The sequence below is a fragment of the Sorangium sp. So ce693 genome (assembly GCF_051521375.1).
In the GTDB taxonomy this organism is placed as follows: Bacteria; Myxococcota_A; Polyangia; order Polyangiales; family Polyangiaceae; genus Sorangium; species Sorangium atrum.
This window is the reverse complement of record NZ_CP150347.1, coordinates 810,195-827,520: the sequence shown is the minus strand read 5'-3', so window position 1 is coordinate 827,520 and position 17,326 is coordinate 810,195. Positions and strand designations below refer to the sequence as shown.

Below are 17,326 nucleotides of genomic sequence, written 5' to 3'. Positions count from 1 at the left end.
GTGCTGTGCGCGGGCGAGAGCCGGATCGAGCTCACCCCCAAGGGCATCACGCTGAAGGCGCCCAAGGTCTCCATCGCCGGTATCGAGTCGGTGAGTGTGCAGGGCGACGGCCCGCGTCTCCGGCTGGACAAGGAGGCCGAGGTGGTCGCCGAGACGGTTCGGATCTACGCGTCCGAGTCCAGCGTCGAGCTCGACAAGGACGCGCACATCAACGGCAAGCTGGTGAAGCTCAACTGCGGGCCGCTCGACCCGGACGACATGACGGGCGAGGACGGGACGCCGAGTCTCCAGCATCTCAAGCTCAAGCTCACCGACGTGGGCATGACGCCCTACGCGCACAAGGACTATGTTCTCAAGTCCCTCGGGGTGAAGATCGAGGGCAAGACCGACGGCGACGGTGTGCTCGAGGCTGATCTGCCGGCTGAGGCACGGACCGCGGAGGTGACGCTCTGGGTCGAGCCGCGCCCGACGGGCAAGACGAAGCGCTACGTCATCGCCCTGGGCGAGCTGGCGGACCCCGACTCGGTTCCAGGGATCGAGAGTCGCTTGCGGAATCTTGGCTACTACTGGGGCCAGAGCCAGACCGAAATCACGGGGGATCTCGCCCGCGCGCTGCGCGACTTCCAGCAGGACCACGGGCTGGAGTCCACCGGAAGAGCCGATGCCGCCACACGGGCGAAGCTCGTGGAAATTCACGGTACCTGAGGGAGAGACATGGCGTTCCTCACGCGCAGCGTCACCTGCATCGTTGTCAACAAGACGTCGTACTCTTTGCGGTTGTCGGCGAGCAAGCTCCTCCACGGCAGCCTGGACACGCCGATCCCGAACCGCATCCCCCCCGGGGGTAGCGGGAAGTGGACCTCGAGCACGGCAGGCGCTTTCACGGGCACCGAAGGATGGGCGGTGTTCGAGCTCGAGGGGGCCGAAGCGATGTTCGAGGTCGACTGGAACAACCCGTTCGTCGGCACGAACTCTTTCAAGCAGATCTTCCGTCTGCTGCCGGATGTGCTCGAGTCTCCGGCCGGCACCTATGTCGCCGCAGAACCCACGGGCCAGGATCTGGAGGACGCCGACGACGTGACGGTGACCTTCTCGCTCACGGTGGAACCGCCGGAGCCGGCAGAGGCCGCAGCGGGTGCTGGCGGTACGGCCGCCTCCGAACCGGCGCCACCTCCTCCGGACGAGGACGCGCCACAGGTGGTCAGCGCGCAACCCGGCGTTGAGAACCATGCGTCCGGCATCGGCGTTCTCACGCCACCACGCCTGTCCGTCGCGCTGAACGCCGTGGACCCCGGTGACACGGGGACCGATACGAGCATCGACGCCACGCTAGCGCTCATCGCCAAGCGCCTGGAGGGCGGGCTTGATACCGTCTGGAAAAAGGGCGCGGCGATGGGTCTCTGGGACACGACCAAGTGGAAAGAGACCGACCCAGAGGAGCAGTGGGCGCGCGCGATCACCGAGCTGCTGCTCGGCTTGCCCTACAACGGCTCGGCCGCCGTTTACGGGCACCCGAACAAAGACACGATTTTCTACAAGCCGTTCGGCGATCCGGCATCGAGCCCCATCGTGCCGCTTGCCGCGGCGTGCCAGCATCTCGTGAGCCTCGGCGTTCTTTCGCGAGGATTCACGGTTCCGGAGCTAGGCAACGCCGGATTTTCCTGCAACGACGCGTCGTCGTTCAGCGCATTCAAGGGCGGCAAGTGGTTCCGGGACAGGGAGAAGCGGAGCATTTCCAAAGCCATCGACGCAGGACTGGAACCGGGTAGCCTGTACGTATTCAATCCGGATCCTACGTCGACCAGACAGCTTGAAGGGTCACACATCGCTTTTGTCCTGCGCGTCGACAAGGATCAGAAACAAGCGCAGTTTTTTGACACAGCTGGCCTGAATCATCCGGAACGCCGAGCGGGACCTGTTCCGGAGATCATGAAGAACAGTGCTGGGTCGGGCAGCTACGACGAGCCCCTCTGGGATTTCGTCTCGACCTCGTACTACATCGGCATGGGCATGCCGAGACCGCCTGCCGCGCTGGCGGCTCAAGTCGCCCGGTTGAAGAAGGCGCGTCCGATCGGATTTGCTCGCCTTGTGATGACGACGCGAGGTGCTCAGTTCGACGGTGCGGTTAACCCGAAAAAACCGCCCCCTCAACTGCTCTTCGTGAGCCGGCTGCTGCGCACGTACGGCGACGCCGAAGACCAGAACTTCACGCTGTCTCGATATTACTGGTCCCTGCGCAATTTGCCAAACACGAGAGACGTGCAGAGTTGCTGGATATTCTATGTGCCGCTTGACGCCCCGGTGGGGCAAGACACGCCTCCGGAAATCAAGGCCAAGCTCCAGCCAGCAACGACGATGATGAGCGCCTCCCGGGAGACGAAGGTGGACGACCTCGGTCTTCCGCTAAGGCGCATGCGGCTGCTCATCCTGGGCGCGCTCGCCGATGGTAAAGTGGCGCAGGTGCAACGCGTCCGCACCAAGGCTATCAACAACAAGCCGGGTGAGACCGGCCAAGTCCGTTCGATCAACGAGGAGCTGCCGCCGGGTGCGTTCCCTCCAAACCTCCTGGCGATGATCGACGCGCTACCGCCGAAGGCGATGATCGACCCGAGCGGAGGTCGCGCGCTGCCAGCGCTTTTCCGGGACTACGCTGCCTCCGCTGCGCAGTGAACCTACTTGCTGAAGCGCAGCACGGCTCCGACTGGCCTGGTGCGGAATAGTACGAAACGCGCGGGCTCCGCCTCGGTTGCGAGAGCCAGCCAGAGGTCGTCCGGGGCGGTAGCAACGAACTGCATGGTAGACGACCAGGCGTCTGTCCCGCCAGGTTGAGGGATGGGCGCCGTCGCCCAGGCTCCATCCGATGCTTGCCTGCGGTACAGCGCTGGCTTGTTGACCCCTGCGATGAGAACCCAGAGCGCACCATCCGCTGTGGCCTGGCACAGCGGACGCCCACCATCGAGGCCGATGCCTGGTGTGTCGAGCCGCCCCCACGACTTACCATCAAATCGAGCCAGATACATGGAGTCTGGCGCGCTCCCACTGGAGTCGACGAGCTTGCCGCATAAGTATACATCAGCCTTCGCGACGCCCTGTAGGCTCACGGCTTCCAGATGGGTACCTTGTGGCGTCGGTGGAAGCTCGACGACGCTCTGCGGCTGACCCGGGGTCCAGCGTTCGATAGCAATCTCATGCTCCGGCGTGGCATTGTCAGGACCACTGGTGAACAGATGGCCCGTCGGGAGTGACAACATGGCGTGGATGCCGATCCTCGCCAGACCACCGTCCACCTTGGCGGGGATTGGCAGAGTGCCCTTGGGGCTTCCTTCCAGAACGTCGAACCAGGTCTGGACGACGCCATCCAGGTTGGCCCAGATCAATGCACCCAGGCGGCCATCCCCGGGGTAGTAGGTGCCCTCGTAATACGTGTTCGGTCCCGTCTTCTTGATGAGCTGGAAGCGATTGCTTCGGTATCGGTAAAGAGCACCCTGTTGGTAGTTTGCGTTCGACTCCGCGTCGTTCATGAGCTGCGCGAATACCGCACCGGGCCATGCCCCGAAGATGACCGACGCGGTTCTGCCCGGGCCGACAGCCTTGGCGAGCGGAGCGTGCTCGACAAATCGGTCGCCGTCGAGCACGGCGAAGCGCCGGCCAGCCTGAAGGAGGAGCGCTCCGTCGAGGCGATGCAGCATGTACGCCGGGCTGAAACCGGAGTCGGCTCGCGGCTCCATCACCGCCTCTGCCGCGACGTGGAATGAGAGCTGGAGCGGCGGAAGCGACGGAGAAGGGGCTGGTGCAGCTGGGCTGGTCGCGGCGGTTCCGCTGGCCGAGGTCACCGGGGAAGCTGGCGCTCCGGAGCTCGCGAGCGGCGACTCTGCTGAGCGCACGGCGGTCCCGCCCTCCGGAGAGGCTGGGCTGCGGCAGCCGTAGAGCGCGCACAGGGCGAGGATGCTCGGGCGCAATGCGCGCAGTGTGCGCGAGGTCGGCAACATGCTCGTACACTATCCTCCAGCGTTGGCGGAATCAACGTAATCGCCTGAACTGCGCGCATGGCCGCGGGGCCACCCCTGTTCCGTCGTACACAGAGGGCGTAGGCTAGGATCATGTCAGGCAAACCCGCGGCTAAGCAGGGTGATAAGGTCGTCGGCATCGACACGCACCTGGTGATGGTGCCCTCGCCCGGCGGGCCGGTGCCCACGCCGACGCCGATGCCGTTCAGCGGGGATCTGTCGGGGGACCTGAGCGCAGACGTCCTCGTCGAGGGCAAGCCTGCCGCGATCCAGGGCAGCACCGCGACGAACACGCCTGCCCACGTGCCCCCGGGGGGCACCTTCCAGCGAGCCCCATCGAACCAGGCGCGGGTCCAGGCGGGCAGCAAGACGGTGCTCATCAACAACAAGCCCGCCGCGCACCTCGGCGATCCGGCGCTGACCTGCAACGACCCGGCCGATGCGCCGAACGGGAGCGTGATCGCAACCGGGACCGTGCTGGTCGGCGACTAGGCAGCGGGAGGTGGCGGACGCGAGGAAGGCGGCAGTGGCGGCACCGACAGCGAGCGAAGCGGCCTCGCTGGCGCAGTATGCCGCCGTCAAGGCCGCGGTCGCGGAGGGGTTCCCGCTCGAGGACGTGCTCGCCACCGAGGGGCTGAAGCCGCGTGTGTTCGCGCGGGCCGATCTCGCCTGGAAGCGGCGGCTGGCTGCGGAGCCGGAGCTGCTTGCGGCATACGAGCAGGAGCTGGGGCTGGCGGAGGACTGGCTTGATCGGCTGGTCGATCCGCTGGCGGAGGACGCGGCCGCCTGGGCGAGCTTCCTTGCTGCCTTCGAGAGACATCCGGCGCCGGTCGAGCTGCTGCGGGGGAACGATCTGGGCATGAACGACGTCTCCCGGCTCAGCCGCCGCTGGGCGCGGCGCGTGGAGGAGGACGCGAAGCTCGGCGAGCTCCTCGTGGAGCTTCGTGCGAAACCCGGGAAGCTTGGACCGCTCCGGGTCGGCTCCCGTGTGCTGAGGCCGTCGAGGATGGCCGACGCACGGGGAGCGGCGAACGCGCCCACAAACGATCCCAGCGCGGCGGTGATGCCCAGCGAGCCCGGTCTGGGCCTGGCCGAGTACGCGGCGCTGTGCGCGGAGCTCGCGGCGCTGCCCGAGCAGCGCGAAGGGGTGTTGCGGCGCCACGGCTTGGGGGACGAGGCGGCGCTCGCCGCGCTTCATCGGGGCTGGCGGGTGGTGCTGGGGCGCGATCCGGTGCTGGCGAAGGACTTCGAGCGGCTGGAGGCGCACCACGCGCACCGGCTGGAGATGCTCCTCGCCCGGGCGCAGGACGTCGCTGACGTCGAGGGCTCGATCGCGCCGCTCGCCGTCTCGTCTGCGCCGCCCGCGCCGTCTTCCGGCGCCGCGGCGCCCCCGAAGGCGCTGCAGGGCACCGGACCCCTGCTGGACGTGCCCCGAGCCGCGGTGGTGCCCTTCATGCCCGCGCAAGGCGAGATCGCGATCGTGAGGGCCGAACCAAAGCCTCCGCGCGCCGCGGAGTCGCTCACCGGCACGGCGCCCCTGCCCGACGTTCCACGGGGGGCGGCGCTGCCATTCCCGCGGTCCACCGTGTCGGCGGCGGTGAAGCCCCCGCCACCCGTGGTCGCGGAGACAGGGCCGCTCGTGGACGTCCCCCGCGGCCCAGCTCTGCCGTTCGCGCCCGGGGCATCGGCGGCTCCTCGGCCACCCGCGCCGACAGCCCAGCCGCAGCGGCCACGGGCGCCCCGGGAGGCCGCTGTGACATCACCGGTGCAGGCGCTCCCGCGAGGCCCGGCCATTCCCTTTGCCGCGACGGCTCCGGCGAGGCCTGCCGGAGCGCCGGCCTCACCGAAACGTACTCCGCAGGCTCCGGCTCAGCTCGGAGAGACGTCCCTGAGCCTCGAGATCCCCCGTGAGCTGTTGAGGCAAACCGCGAGCGCGCAAGCTGCGGTGACCGGAGCCACCTCCCAGATCTCCACGACGCCGCCGTCTCCCGCGCCGTCGAGCAATGCTGGCACGAGCGGTCCAGCGCCCCTCGCCGAGCCGATCGACATCGTCCTGCCGCTCGCCCAGTACGCCGCGCTCTGCGCCGAGCTGTCCCTGTTCCCTGACGCGGCCGAGGAGATCTTCCGGCGATACGGGCTGGGCTCCGCCGAGAAGCGGTCAGCGGTCGATACAGCCTGGAAGGGGCGGCTCCGCGAGCACCCGACGGAGTACGCACGATGGCAGGAGATGTTCCGCCAGTGCCATGCGCACTTCGCGAAGCGCGGTAGGCCTGCGGGGTAATCCACCTCGATCTCGCCATCGGGCTCGCCCGTTGCTCCGCGACACGGAGCCGCTCAGCGAGCCGGCGCGAGCCCCTCATGGGCCTCCGCCACCTCCTCGTCGCCTGCCCTTCGCCGCCGCCGCGTCGTGGTCCGCTGCCGCCGCCCCGCCGTCATCCGCTGCTGCCGCCTCGTTTTCATCGCCCGCTGCCGCAGCGAGCGCCGTCTCCTCGGTCGACGGCGCCGCGCCGGTCGGCGGCGGCGAGAGCGTGGTTCCCTTCTCGGTCAGCTGCACGCGGAACCGGAGCAGGAACGACAGCCCCAGCACGCCCGCCACGCCGGGGAGGTCCTCCACGATCGCGAGCTTCACGCTCGGGGCGGAGGCGCCTTCCACCTCCAGCCGGCCGGCGACGGCGAGCTTCGCCTCCTGAAGGCCGCTCGGCGTCCACACCCACAGCACACGCGGCCCGGCGGAAAGGCCGATCCGGTCCGCGAACGCTCTCTGTACAAGCACGTGGCTCACCATCGTATCGACGACGAAGACGCCCTTTTCCTTGCCGTCGATCGCTGCTTCGCCTCGAGCCAGGCGGTCCTCCCCGAGCGGCAAGAGCGCCTGTCCGGTGACGGCGAGATGCTGGCATTCGGCCGAGGTGGCGAGCTGGCTCGCCACCTCCGTCACGGTGAAGCCAGACCACCCCGCGAGCCGCGTCCCTTGATCGGCATTGTAATGGAGGCGCTGGACGAGCGGCGCGATGCTGTCGCACGGGCGGCGGAGATCCTGATAGACGCGCGCCAGGTGGATGGGCGCCCCCCGCTGGTGCGGGCGGAGCGCGATGCATTGCTCGTAGTCGGCGGCCGCCTCCTCGAGCTTCCCCTGGCGTTCCCGCGACTCGGCGCGCCCGCAAAAGGCGTCCCCGTCGGCCGGGTTCTGCTCGAGCAGCCGCGTCGCCGCGCGCTCCGCCCCGGAGTACTCTCCGCGGCGGTTGTGGGCGGCGCGGATCTTCCAGAGCACCCTGGGCTCGTGGCCGCACGCCGCGAGGAACGCCTCGCTGCGCTCGATCACCTCGCGATCGCGATTGGCGCGACGGAGGAGCTCGGCCAGCGTGAGCATCAGGTCCTCCTCACAGGGGTTCGCCTCCAGCGCGCGCTCGGTCGCGGCGAGGCCCTCCGGCGGCATCCGCACGGCCGCGGCAGCGTGGATGTACGCCGCCGCGACGCCGCCCACCGCCGCGAGCAAGACCGCCGCGACGCCCGCGCTCCTGAGCGCGCGACCGCGCCGGATCGCACGCTCGCAGCCAGGGCAGGCGACCCCGTGGGAAGCGGAGAAGGAGACGCACACGTGGCAGACGGGAGCGCCGCAGCGCGCGCACTCCTCCGTCGAGGGGGCCAGCGCATGAAAGCGGCAGCGCGGGCCTTCCTCGATTCGGGCGCGATAAGTCACCCTCGTAGGCTAGCACCTCGGGCGAGCCCGCAGCGGCCGTTCGCTGGGCGCGCCGTGGATACCCCCGACGCAGAGCGGCGGTCTCCCGCACAGGAGACGGGTCCAGATCGTCGTTTTCGGCGCGGAAGCGCACTCCAGTGCGCTGAGCACCGAAAACGACGAGATGGGCCCGTATCCGAAGCGGGTGACCGCCGCTCTACAGCACCCAGCTGCCGACGCCGCGGAGCGACACCAGCGCGCCGACCGGCGGCGACCTGTACGCGACCCCGACGCCATCCACCGAGAAATCATTGCGCCGGAGAGGCACCAGCGCGGCGGCGCCGACGTCGAAGCCGAGCGGACCTGCCAGGCTCGCCAGCGACAGCTCGAACGGTATCGCCAGCCACGTCTTCTCGACGGCGTCGTTCCGCGTGAAGCGGCTCGCCGCCGCCTTCAGCCGGCCAGCGTGAACGCCGGAGCACACGTCGAAGCGCAGCACCCCAACGCCCGCGGCCGCGAAGCAAGCGCGCACGACGCCGCCGAACATCGTCTCGCGGAGCTCGCCCGGCCCGAGCTCCAGCGTCTGCGGGACGAGCCAGAGCGCGCCGATCGCCGCTCGAAATCGCGCACCGCCGATGCCGAGCTCCGTGGAGAGCGCGGGCGCGAAGGGACGCACCACGCCGAACAGGCCGGCAGCGCCCGCCGCCAGCGTGAGCCGCGTGGCGCCACGTTCGGACGTCGGCGCCTCGCGCTCGCCGCCGCCGGCGCCCGCTGGCGCGGGCCGCGCGACAAGCGGCCGCTCCGCCGAGGCGCTGAGCAAAGGCGCTGGAGGCGCTGGAGGCGCAGGCGGCGGCGCGTCGCGCGCCTCGACCCCAGGCCCCTGCGGGGACGACGCCTGCCCGTCGGAGTCGAGCAGCAGCGCGAGCGTCACCGCCGTCGCCTGCTCGAGCCCGGCGCAGCTGCGGCTGCGATCGCGCAGCTCGCGCGCGCCGCTCCCGCTGCGGATGGACGCGCGGAAGCCGTCGGCCTCCCGGGTGAACTCGACGACGTAGGAGCCGCTCGCACCCGTCTCCGGCCGACCGCGCAGCTGCTCGACGCGCTCGATGAGGCGCGCCGCGTCCGGGCAGCTCTCGGCGCCAGCACCGCGCGTCACGCTCAGGAACGGCTCGGTCTGCGCCGTGGCGGTCCCCGAAGCCGCCAGCATCGCACCAAGAACCACGGGAAAAGCGCGACGCCTCCGCATCGGGACGACGCGAGGGTAACCGCCGCGCGGAGCACGCGCATTTTTTTGTGATCGTCTCGGGCCGGCAGCCCCACTAGGGGACCGAGTGGTATCGTCCCTGCACAATTCCGCGCTCGATCTTGCGGCGTCTGCTCGTCTCGTTCGCTGACAGGTCACCGGGACGTTACGGCATGAGCACACCGGACCCCGAGTTTCGAGCCCTCTACGACGCGCACTTCAACTTCGTCTGGTGCTCGCTCAGGCGCCTCGGGGTGCGCGAGGCGGACGTGCTCGACCTGGCGCAGAAGGTGTTCTTGACCGCGCACTTCAAGCTCCCCGAGTTCGAGGGTCGCTCGCTCGTCACGACATGGCTCTTCGCCATCTGTCAGCGTGTTGCGAGCGACTACCGGCGCTCCGCGCGGTTCCGCCGCGAGGTCACGACGGACGCCGCGGAGATGGACCTCTACGGCGGCGCGTCCGAGGAGCTCGTGCTGAGGGCGGAGTCGCGGCAGCGCGCGCAGGCGGCGGAGGCCATCTTGAACAAGCTGCCGGAGCCGCAGCGCCTCGTGTTCGTCCTGTTCGAGCTCGAGGAGAAGTCGGGCCAGGAGATCGCGGATCTGCTGGGCATTTCCGTGGGCACCGTGCGCTCGCGCCTTCGTCTGGCGCGCGAGACCTTCTCGCGCGAGGTCAAGCGCCTCGCGCTGGCACAGGACACGAGCCGAAAGGAGGCCGTGTGATGGGGGATCCTGAACGGCTGCTGAGCGTCAAGAGCGGAGCGGACTCGCTCGAGCGGGAGCTCCTGGGGAGCGTGCGCCACGTGGGTCCGCCCGAGGGCGCGAAGGAGCGCGCATGGCGCGGCATCGCGGGCCAGCTGGCGGCGGGGACGGCCGTCGGGGCCACGGCCGGCGCCAGCGCCGCCGCTGCCACGAAGGCTGGAGTCGGTTCGCTGCTGCCCTCGGCGCTCTCGGTCAAGGCAGCGGCGGTGCTCGTGGGCGGCGGCCTGGTGCTCGGCGCAGGGTACTGGGCCCTCTCCTCCCCGGACGAGGCGCCTGCGCCGCCCCGCGCGGCGGCCCCGGAGCGCGCGCCCGCGGAGGTGCCGCAGGCCCCTGTGGCGCCTCTGCGTCTGGAGGAGCCCAAGGCACTTCCGGAGCCGCCGCTCAATGGCCCCACCGCGGGAGAGCCATCCCGGAGGCCGAGCGGACCGAAGCCGACGGAAACCGATCTTCTGCGCGCGGAGAGCGCGCTGCTCACGGAAGCGCGCGCCAAGCTGCGCTCCGGAGACGTGGCGGGAGCCACGGCGCTCCTCGAGCGCCTGCGCGCGCAGTTCCCGAACGGCGTGCTCCGGCAGGAGCGCGAGGTGCTGGCCATCGACGTGCTGGCCGCGCGCGGCAACACGCAGGAGGCGAAGCGGCGCGCTCAGGCGTTCGTCAAGCAGTATCCCAAGAGCCCCCACAGCGCGAAGCTAAGGCGGCTCCTGGATCAGCCGTGAAGCGCTGGTCGGCCGCTCGCATCATGGCGTTCGGCTGCCTTGCGGCCTCCGGGTGTGATGCGGAGATCACGTCGGTCGGGGCCTGGGCTCCTGTCGTGTCCGGATCTTCTTATCTCGAGGCGGAGCTCGGAGAGCTGAGCGGCGGCTTCACCGTGGGTGAAGACAGCCGCGCTTCCGAGGGCCGCTTCATCGCCCCCCCGGCCGGGGTGACCTCGGACGACGCGCCGGGGCTCGCGCGAGCGCGCTACCGCTTCGAGGCGCCGAGCGGGGCAGAGTACGTGATCTGGGGGCGGATCCACGCTCCGGGCGCCCTCAACAACCGCTTCTGGTTCCAGGTGGACAGCGGCCCCTGGTACCTCTGGCGCATCGGCGTCGGCGACATCTGGTTCTGGGACGATCTCCACGACAACACGAGCTATGGCGAGCCGCTCCGCTTCCCCCTCTCGGCCGGAGCTCACGAGCTCGTCCTCGCGAACGCCGTCGAGGGCGTCCAGCTGGATCGGCTGTACTTCACGCCGGACGGCGACGAGCCTCCGGGCAACGACACGCCCTGCGATCCGCCGCATTCGATCGAGATCGAAGGGAAATGCCTCCCGAGCTGCGGCGCCTTGAAGGGAACCGCGTGCGGCGACGTCCCGTGCGCCGGGCGCGAATTGCTCGAGGCCTACGATTGCGCGGTGTGCTGCAGCATCGAAGGACCGTGAGCCGGCGGCGCTCCCGCCATCGGGTCGGAGCCCGGTGACCGTAGACCCACCTCTTCGTACCAATCGAAGCGTCTCCACGCTTCGACGACGAAAAAGGTGATCGTGCCCGAGCGGGTCTCCCACCGAGGCTGAGTAGCCAGCAGCCCCGAGCGGAGTCCTGAATGACTACATCATCGATTGAACAATTCAAGTCCCACGGAAGCGTGGGCCTGCTCGCCGTGGCGCTCGCGCTGTCGGCGTGCATCGGCAACCTGGGCAGCGAAGACGGCCAATCGCCAGCGGAGGGCACAAACGGCACGAGCGGCAGCTCGAGCAGCGGAGGTTCGGGCTCGGGCTCGGCGGGTCCCGGCGAGCCATTGAGGTGCGATACGAGCACCGTCGATCCTGGGCCTTCGCCGATGCGGCTGCTCTCGCGGGAGCAGTACCTGAACACAGTGCGCGACCTCGTCGGCGACGTGCCCGGCCTCGATGCGGCGCTCGGCCCAGCCATCGAGGCGTCGGCGTTCGGCCTCTTGCAGCCGGACGTGACGCAGGTCGAGCTCGAGCATTTCCAGACCGCGGCAGACGCCATCGCCGCGGCGGTCGTCGGCAATCGGGCGGCGCTCGACGAGATCGCGCCTTGCGAGGCCGGAGCCGAGCCGAGCGAATGCGCGCGCCAGCTGGTCGTGGGCTTCGGCGCCCGCGCCTACCGCGCGCCGATCACGGACGCCGCCGACATCGAGCGACACATGCAGCTCTTCGACGTGGGCGCGGAGACGAGCTACGAGCACGGGATCGAGCTCCTGCTCCGCGGCATGCTGCAATCGCCGCGCTTCCTGTACCGCGTCGAGATCGGCACCTCGGAGAAGGTGAGCGATCGCGCCGTGAAGCTCTCTCCGTACGAGGTGGCCGCCCGCCTCTCGTACATGCTGTGGGGCACCCTGCCGGACGCCAGGCTGAACGAGGCCATCGAAGACGGCAGCCTGACCACGAAGGAGGGCGTCGCCGCGCAGCTCGGCTGGATGCTCGAGGACGAGCGCGGCCAGAAGCTGGTCCATCGCTTCCTCGGCAGCTGGACGCACATGAACGGCCTGAACAGCGTGGTGAAGGACGCGGACGCCTTCCCCGAGTGGCAATCGCGGTCGTTCCGTGAGTCGCTGCGCGGGCAGGCCGACGCCTTCTTCGATCACGTGCTCGACGACGAGGGAGGCAAGCTGAGCGCGCTCCTCACCTCGACGACGGTCTTCTACAACAAGGATCTCGGCGGGTACTACGGCGTCACCGGCGACGACTCCTTCCAGGCCCTGAAGCGCACGGACGGCACCGCCTCGGGCATCCTGACGCTCCCGGCCCTGCTCGCCATCCAGGCGAAGCCCGCAGAGAGCTCGCCCATCTACCGAGGGAAGTTCGTGCGCGAGGCGCTGCTCTGCCAGCAGCTGCCGGCCCCGCCGGCGAACATTCCCAAGCCGCCCGAGGTCGACCCGAACAGCTCGACCCGAGAGCGGCTGTCGCAGCACGAGGTGGACCCGAGCTGCGTCGGCTGCCACCAGCTGCTCGATCCGATCGGCTTCGGCTTCGAGCACTACGACGCGCTCGGCCGCTACCGCGAGCTCGACGGCGGCGAGCCGGTCGACGCGAGCGGCAAGGTCATCGCCACCCGCGACATCAACGGCGATTTCGAGGGTGTGACGGAGCTCGGCGCAAAGCTCGCGGGCAGCGCCGAGGTGGAGGAGTGCGTGGCGCGCCAGTGGTTCCGCTTCGCGATCGCCCGCTTCGAACAGGACATGGATGGTTGCTCGATGGAGAGCTTGCTCGAGAACTTCAAGGCTGCCGGCCAGGACCTGAACGCGCTTCCCCGCGCGGTCGTGGGGACGGACGCCTTCCTTTACCGCCGCCCGATCGACGCGCACACGAAGGAGATGCCATGAACCGAAGAGGCCCGATCGATCTCCGCACCCAGATCAGCCGCCGCAAGCTGCTGGGCGGGCTCGGCGCCCTGACCGTCGCGCTCACGAGCCCCGTCTGGCGGAGCGCCACGGTGTTTGGACAGGACGCCAAGCAGCCGGGCGCCAAACGCTTCATCGGCATCTTCTCGGCGAACGGCACGGTGCCGTCGGCGTTCTTCCCATCGGGAGACGCGCACGAGGCGCCGCTCTCGCTCGGCCCGATCCTGGCGCCGCTCGAGGAGCACAAGCAGCGGATGCTGGTGCTCAAGGGCGTGCACATGAACTCGACGGTCGAGGACGAGCTCGGCGTCCCGAGCGAGAACAAGCCCGGCGGCCCGCACATGAAGGGCCCCGGCGCGATGCTCACGGGCGGCTCGCTGCTCGCCGGCAGCTTCACGGGCGCGGGCGGCCCTGCCGGCTGGGCGGATCGCATCTCCGTCGACCAGCACATCGCCAATCGCATCGGTGGCAACAGCCAGTTCCCGTCGCTCGAGTTCGGCGTGCGCATCGAAGGGCAGGAGCCGCTCCGCGTCATCTCGTACCGCGGTCCGAACCAGCCGAACACGGCGGTCGACGATCCCTTCCAGATGTACTCGCGCATCTTCGCCAACGCCGATCTCTCCGAGACGGAGCTGCAGCGGCTGATCGCCGAGCGCCAGAGCGTTCTGGACTTCCTGAAGGACGATATCGGACGCCTGAAGGCGCGCGTCAGCTCCGAGGACAAGGCGCGGCTCGAGGCGCACCTCGGCGGCATCCGCAACATCGAGCAGCGGCTGCAGAGCTCGGCGGTGTCGTGCACGCCGCTCGCGATGCCGGAGAAGTTCGACACGCGAGCGATGGAGAACTATCCGAAGGTCGGCCGGCTGCAGACCGATCTGATGCTGCTCGCGCACATCTGCGGCATGACCCGCGTCTCCACGTTCATGTGGGCCAACGCCGATAGCTGGCAGTACTATCCCTGGATCGGCGTGAACGAGGAGCACCACGAGCTCTCCCACGCCGGCGACAACGACGCGGTCGCGAACGAGAAGCTCGTGAAGATCAACGTCTGGCACAGCGAGCAGGTGAAATACATTCTCGATCAGCTGGCGCTCGCCAAGGAAGTGGACGGCAGCTCGGTGCTGGACAACACCCTGCTGCTCTGGGGCAACGAGCTGGGCGTCGGCAACACGCACACGTACAAGGATATCCCCTGGGTGCTCGCGGGCGGGGCGGGCGGCTACTTCAAGATGGGCCGTTACATGAAATACGCCGACCTGCCACACAACAACCTGCTCGTGTCGGTGTGCAACGCCATGGGCCTCGACGACGTGACCACCTTCGGCATTCCCGGCGTCTGCACCGGGCCGCTGCCGGGCCTCCTGGCCTGAGCCCCCTTTTCGCCTCGCATCCCCGGGCGCCGCGCACGCCGCGAGCGGCGCGCACGCCGCGCACGCCGCGAACGACGCCTGGCACGTGGGCGCCCAGCGCCAGGATCCGGGTTGCCCCGGGCGGCTTCGGCCACTACGCTCCGACACATTTGGCTTGTGAGGAACCGTGGTCCATGCGCCGGCTCAGTCTGCGTTCTCTGATTTCGTCCTGCTCCTCCTCTCCGCAGCGCCCAAGCTCGGGCTGCCGATCGACGCGGTCCTGCGCGACGCCGCGCTCCCGCCGGAGGCGCTCCGCCAGCGCGGATTGCCGATCTCCCTGAGCGTGGCGCGGCAGATATGGTCCTCCGCCGAGAAGATGAGCGGCAATCCGCTGCTCGGGCTGCACGCCGCGGAGGGGCTCGAGGTCGGCTCGCTCGATCTCCTGGACTACCTGACACGCAGCAGCAGCAGCTTTGGCACAGCGCTGGAGCGCGTCATCCGCTTCGCTCCGCTGGTCGCCAATGGGGGCGTCCTGAGCCTCGAGGTGACCGGTCGCCGCGCGCATTTCCGCCACGTCTCGCCGGACGGCGTGCCCGCCGTCGCGGATCTCATCGTCAGTTTGATGGTGCTCCGGACGCGGGCGTTCTCGGGCGAGCACATCCGCCCGCTGGCGGTGCGCTTCCGGCACCGCCGCGAGCGCGTCGCAGGCGAGTACGAGCGCGTCTTCGACGCTCGGGTCGAGTTCGATGCCCCCTGCGACGAGCTGGTCTTCGATCGGGATCTCCTGGAGCTGCCCTTCCATTCCGCCGAGCCGCGCCTCTGTGAGATCCTCGAGGACTGCGCGGCGGCGCGGCTTCAGGCGCTCGGCAAGCTCGGCGGGGCGCCGGCCGCCCCCGCCGGCGCTCCGTCGAGCTTCGTCGCCGAGGTCCGGCAGGCCCTCCAGCTCTGCATCGACCAGGGCAACCCGAACATCGATCGGGTCGCCGAGCACCTCGGCGTGAGCTCGCGGACGCTCCAGCGGCTGCTGCGACAGCAGGGCACGTCGCACCGCGCCCTCTTGATGGAAGCGCGAACCGAGCTGGCGAACCGCTACCTGGCCTCGTCGAGCCCCACGAGACGCGCGCTCGCCGCCGGGCTCGGCTATGCGAGCACGCGCTCGGTGTCCCGCGCGCTGCGCCGCCGGTGAGCCGGAGCTCACCGGCGGTCCAGACAGGGACTCCACGCGCGCGCGGTCCATGACGGGTCAGCGGCGCGTCGCGACGAGACCGTCGTGCAGCGTCACGGATACCATTGAATCCGAAGCTGCCTGTTGCTCGTCGTGCTCACCTGATAGACAACGTCGTTCGCCCTGCCCGGGAACGGGATCGTGGTCGTTGCGGACCAGCTGTTCGCCGGGGCGCTCTGGGGCGCCCCGCCGTTGGCCGACACGCTGACGCCGTTCAGCGGAACGCCGTCCGTCGGGCTCATCTGCAGCGTCAGGGTCGCCGGCGTCCAGGCGGTCGGGAGGCTCGCCCGATCGATCTGGAAGCAGGAGGTCCCGTTGACCGACGCGACGATCGCCGTGCTCATCGGCCCTAGGCTCTGGCAGGGCGGCGCGGGGTTCTTGTAGAACCCGAACGTGTGCTGCCGCGTGAACATCGGGACGGTGGCGCTGCCTGCGTAGTCCGCGAACACCGTGACGTCGTGGCTCCCCGTCTCGGTGAACTGGCCGACCTTCAGCGAGTAGACGCCGTCGTTGGCCGTCGCGTCGCCGTGCGCGGCGGCGCCGTCGTCGTGGAACGCCAGGGGCGTGACCGCGCCGCTCGGGCCGGTCATCTCCGCGCTGACCGCGGCGCCCAGGACCGGGCTGCCCAGGTGGCTCACCTCGGCCTCCACGATGAGCGGCGCCGTCCCGACGTTCAGCGTGCTCGGCGTGACCCGGAGCGAGATCGTGTCGGCCAGGGTCGACACAGCGGAGTAGAGGTAGATGGGCTGATCCGAGCTGTTGGTGGCGCAGATCTGCCAGGACCCCTCCTCGTACGGCTGGGTCACGTTCAGGGAGAAGCGCTTGAAGCTCTCGGCCGAGAAGAAGGTCAGGTCGGAGCCCGACGTGGCGAAGTTCATCTCGGTGATCTCGGACGTCGGGTCCCAGGGGGGCAGCAAGTGGACCGTCGGCGCGGCCGCGCCGACGAAGAGCATCGTGAAATCCACGATCTGCGCCGCCGAGACGAACGCGTCCGCGCACGACGTCGACTGCGGCAGGATCTCCGTCAGCACCTGATCGATCATGCCGCCGTCGCGACAGTCGTTCGCCATGCGGTTGAACGCGCCGATCAGCTCGAGCTGGTCGATCGCGGTGTCGCTGTCGGCGCGCAGGTAGAGCCCGGGCGAGACCCCGTAGTTCGCCGCGATGTCGCTCATCATCGCCTCGTCCGCCCCCGACCCGAGCGCGATCGAGTGGACCTCGTCCACTCGGTTGTAATAGTCCGAATAGAAGTCGCTCGGGGCGGGCGGCGTGTTGTGCTGCCCGTCCGACAGCAGGATGACGCACTCGCGCGCGCTCTTGGTCGGGCTCTCGGCGACCAGCATGTCGAGCGCCTCCTCCAGGCCAGCCCCGATCGAGGTCGACCCGTCCGCGACGAGCGCGTCGACCGCCGTGTCCAGGCCGGACGCCGGCAGCGCCGTCAAGGGGTACGTGATCGACGAGGTGTCGGAGTAGCTCGCCACGCCGAGCAGCTCCGTGAACGACTGCGACGCTGGCACATTGCTCGATACGAGCGTGTTCCAGTAGATCTTGGCCGCCTTCTTCGCGAGCTCGATGCGGTCGCCGTACATGCTGCCGGACCGGTCGATGATCACCACATGGTTCGTGTCCAGCGGGGCGACCTGGGCCAGCGCCGCCGACACCCCCGCCACGCTCGTGAGGAGACCGCCGGCGACGCTTGCGAACATTCTGAATGAGCTTCTCATCT

The 17,326-nt window shown here is 69.4% G+C and carries 14 protein-coding genes; 10 read left to right on the top strand and 4 right to left on the bottom strand.

Going from position 1 to position 17,326, the window contains the following annotated elements; all coding sequences use genetic code 11:
* Both WMF14_RS03180 and WMF14_RS03175 read left to right on the top strand, forming a co-directional pair.
* Positions 1 to 705: a peptidoglycan-binding domain-containing protein gene (locus tag WMF14_RS03180; protein WP_437798696.1), complete on the top strand. Its 705-nt coding sequence runs from the start codon at positions 1 to 3 to the stop codon at positions 703 to 705.
* A gap of 9 nt (positions 706 to 714) precedes the next feature.
* Positions 715 to 2,670: a hypothetical protein gene (locus tag WMF14_RS03175; RefSeq protein ID WP_437798695.1), complete on the top strand. Its 1,956-nt coding sequence runs from the start codon at positions 715 to 717 to the stop codon at positions 2,668 to 2,670.
* A 2-nt stretch (positions 2,671 to 2,672) separates the two neighbouring features.
* On the opposite strand, the gene WMF14_RS03170 is transcribed toward WMF14_RS03175, so the two are convergent.
* The gene (locus WMF14_RS03170) at positions 2,673 to 3,728 is read right to left on the bottom strand and encodes a hypothetical protein (protein WP_437798694.1); all 1,056 of its coding nucleotides are present in this window, start codon (positions 3,726 to 3,728) and stop codon (positions 2,673 to 2,675) included.
* Positions 3,729 to 4,100: 372 nt separating this feature from the next.
* Between WMF14_RS03170 and WMF14_RS03165 the strand changes: the two genes are divergently transcribed.
* Positions 4,101 to 4,499 carry a PAAR domain-containing protein gene (locus WMF14_RS03165; protein ID WP_437798693.1) on the top strand — a complete coding sequence of 133 codons (399 nt, stop codon included), beginning with the start codon at positions 4,101 to 4,103 and terminating at the stop codon, positions 4,497 to 4,499.
* A 34-nt stretch (positions 4,500 to 4,533) separates the two neighbouring features.
* Positions 4,534 to 6,288 carry a hypothetical protein gene (locus tag WMF14_RS03160; RefSeq protein ID WP_437798692.1) on the top strand — a complete coding sequence of 585 codons (1,755 nt, stop codon included), beginning with the start codon at positions 4,534 to 4,536 and terminating at the stop codon, positions 6,286 to 6,288.
* A 75-nt stretch (positions 6,289 to 6,363) separates the two neighbouring features.
* Here the strand turns inward: WMF14_RS03160 and WMF14_RS03155 are convergent, their stop codons facing one another.
* Both WMF14_RS03155 and WMF14_RS03150 read right to left on the bottom strand, forming a co-directional pair.
* Complete coding sequence (locus WMF14_RS03155; RefSeq protein ID WP_437798691.1) at positions 6,364 to 7,707, bottom strand: retroviral-like aspartic protease family protein; 1,344 nt, start codon at positions 7,705 to 7,707, stop codon at positions 6,364 to 6,366.
* Between the two features lie 196 nt (positions 7,708 to 7,903).
* Complete coding sequence (locus tag WMF14_RS03150) at positions 7,904 to 8,890, bottom strand: hypothetical protein (RefSeq protein WP_437798690.1); 987 nt, start codon at positions 8,888 to 8,890, stop codon at positions 7,904 to 7,906.
* A gap of 209 nt (positions 8,891 to 9,099) precedes the next feature.
* Here WMF14_RS03150 and WMF14_RS03145 point away from each other — a divergent pair, with 209 nt between their 5' ends.
* From WMF14_RS03145 to WMF14_RS03120, 6 genes are all read left to right on the top strand, one after another.
* Positions 9,100 to 9,645, top strand: a complete 546-nt coding sequence (locus WMF14_RS03145) for an RNA polymerase sigma factor (protein WP_437798689.1) — start codon at positions 9,100 to 9,102, stop codon at positions 9,643 to 9,645.
* Positions 9,645 to 10,397 (top strand): tetratricopeptide repeat protein, encoded by a 753-nt coding sequence (locus WMF14_RS03140; protein WP_437798688.1) that lies wholly within the window; start codon positions 9,645 to 9,647, stop codon positions 10,395 to 10,397. The genes WMF14_RS03145 and WMF14_RS03140 overlap by 1 nt, the downstream gene beginning before the upstream one ends.
* On the top strand, positions 10,394 to 11,101 hold the full coding sequence (locus WMF14_RS03135; RefSeq protein WP_437798687.1) for a hypothetical protein: 708 nt from the start codon (positions 10,394 to 10,396) through the stop codon (positions 11,099 to 11,101). The genes WMF14_RS03140 and WMF14_RS03135 overlap by 4 nt, the downstream gene beginning before the upstream one ends.
* A 161-nt stretch (positions 11,102 to 11,262) precedes the next feature.
* Positions 11,263 to 13,008 carry a DUF1592 domain-containing protein gene (locus WMF14_RS03130; protein WP_437798686.1) on the top strand — a complete coding sequence of 582 codons (1,746 nt, stop codon included), beginning with the start codon at positions 11,263 to 11,265 and terminating at the stop codon, positions 13,006 to 13,008.
* Entirely contained in the window at positions 13,005 to 14,396 is a 1,392-nt protein-coding gene (locus tag WMF14_RS03125; RefSeq protein ID WP_437798685.1) for a DUF1552 domain-containing protein, read from the top strand. The genes WMF14_RS03130 and WMF14_RS03125 overlap by 4 nt, the downstream gene beginning before the upstream one ends.
* A 166-nt stretch (positions 14,397 to 14,562) precedes the next feature.
* Entirely contained in the window at positions 14,563 to 15,561 is a 999-nt protein-coding gene (locus WMF14_RS03120; RefSeq protein ID WP_437798684.1) for an AraC family transcriptional regulator ligand-binding domain-containing protein, read from the top strand.
* Positions 15,562 to 15,653: 92 nt separating this feature from the next.
* Here WMF14_RS03120 and WMF14_RS03115 read toward each other — a convergent pair whose 3' ends face one another.
* Positions 15,654 to 17,306, bottom strand: coding sequence for a VWA domain-containing protein (locus WMF14_RS03115; RefSeq protein WP_437798683.1), 1,653 nt, complete (start codon positions 17,304 to 17,306; stop codon positions 15,654 to 15,656).
* Positions 17,307 to 17,326: the final 20 nt, after the last annotated feature.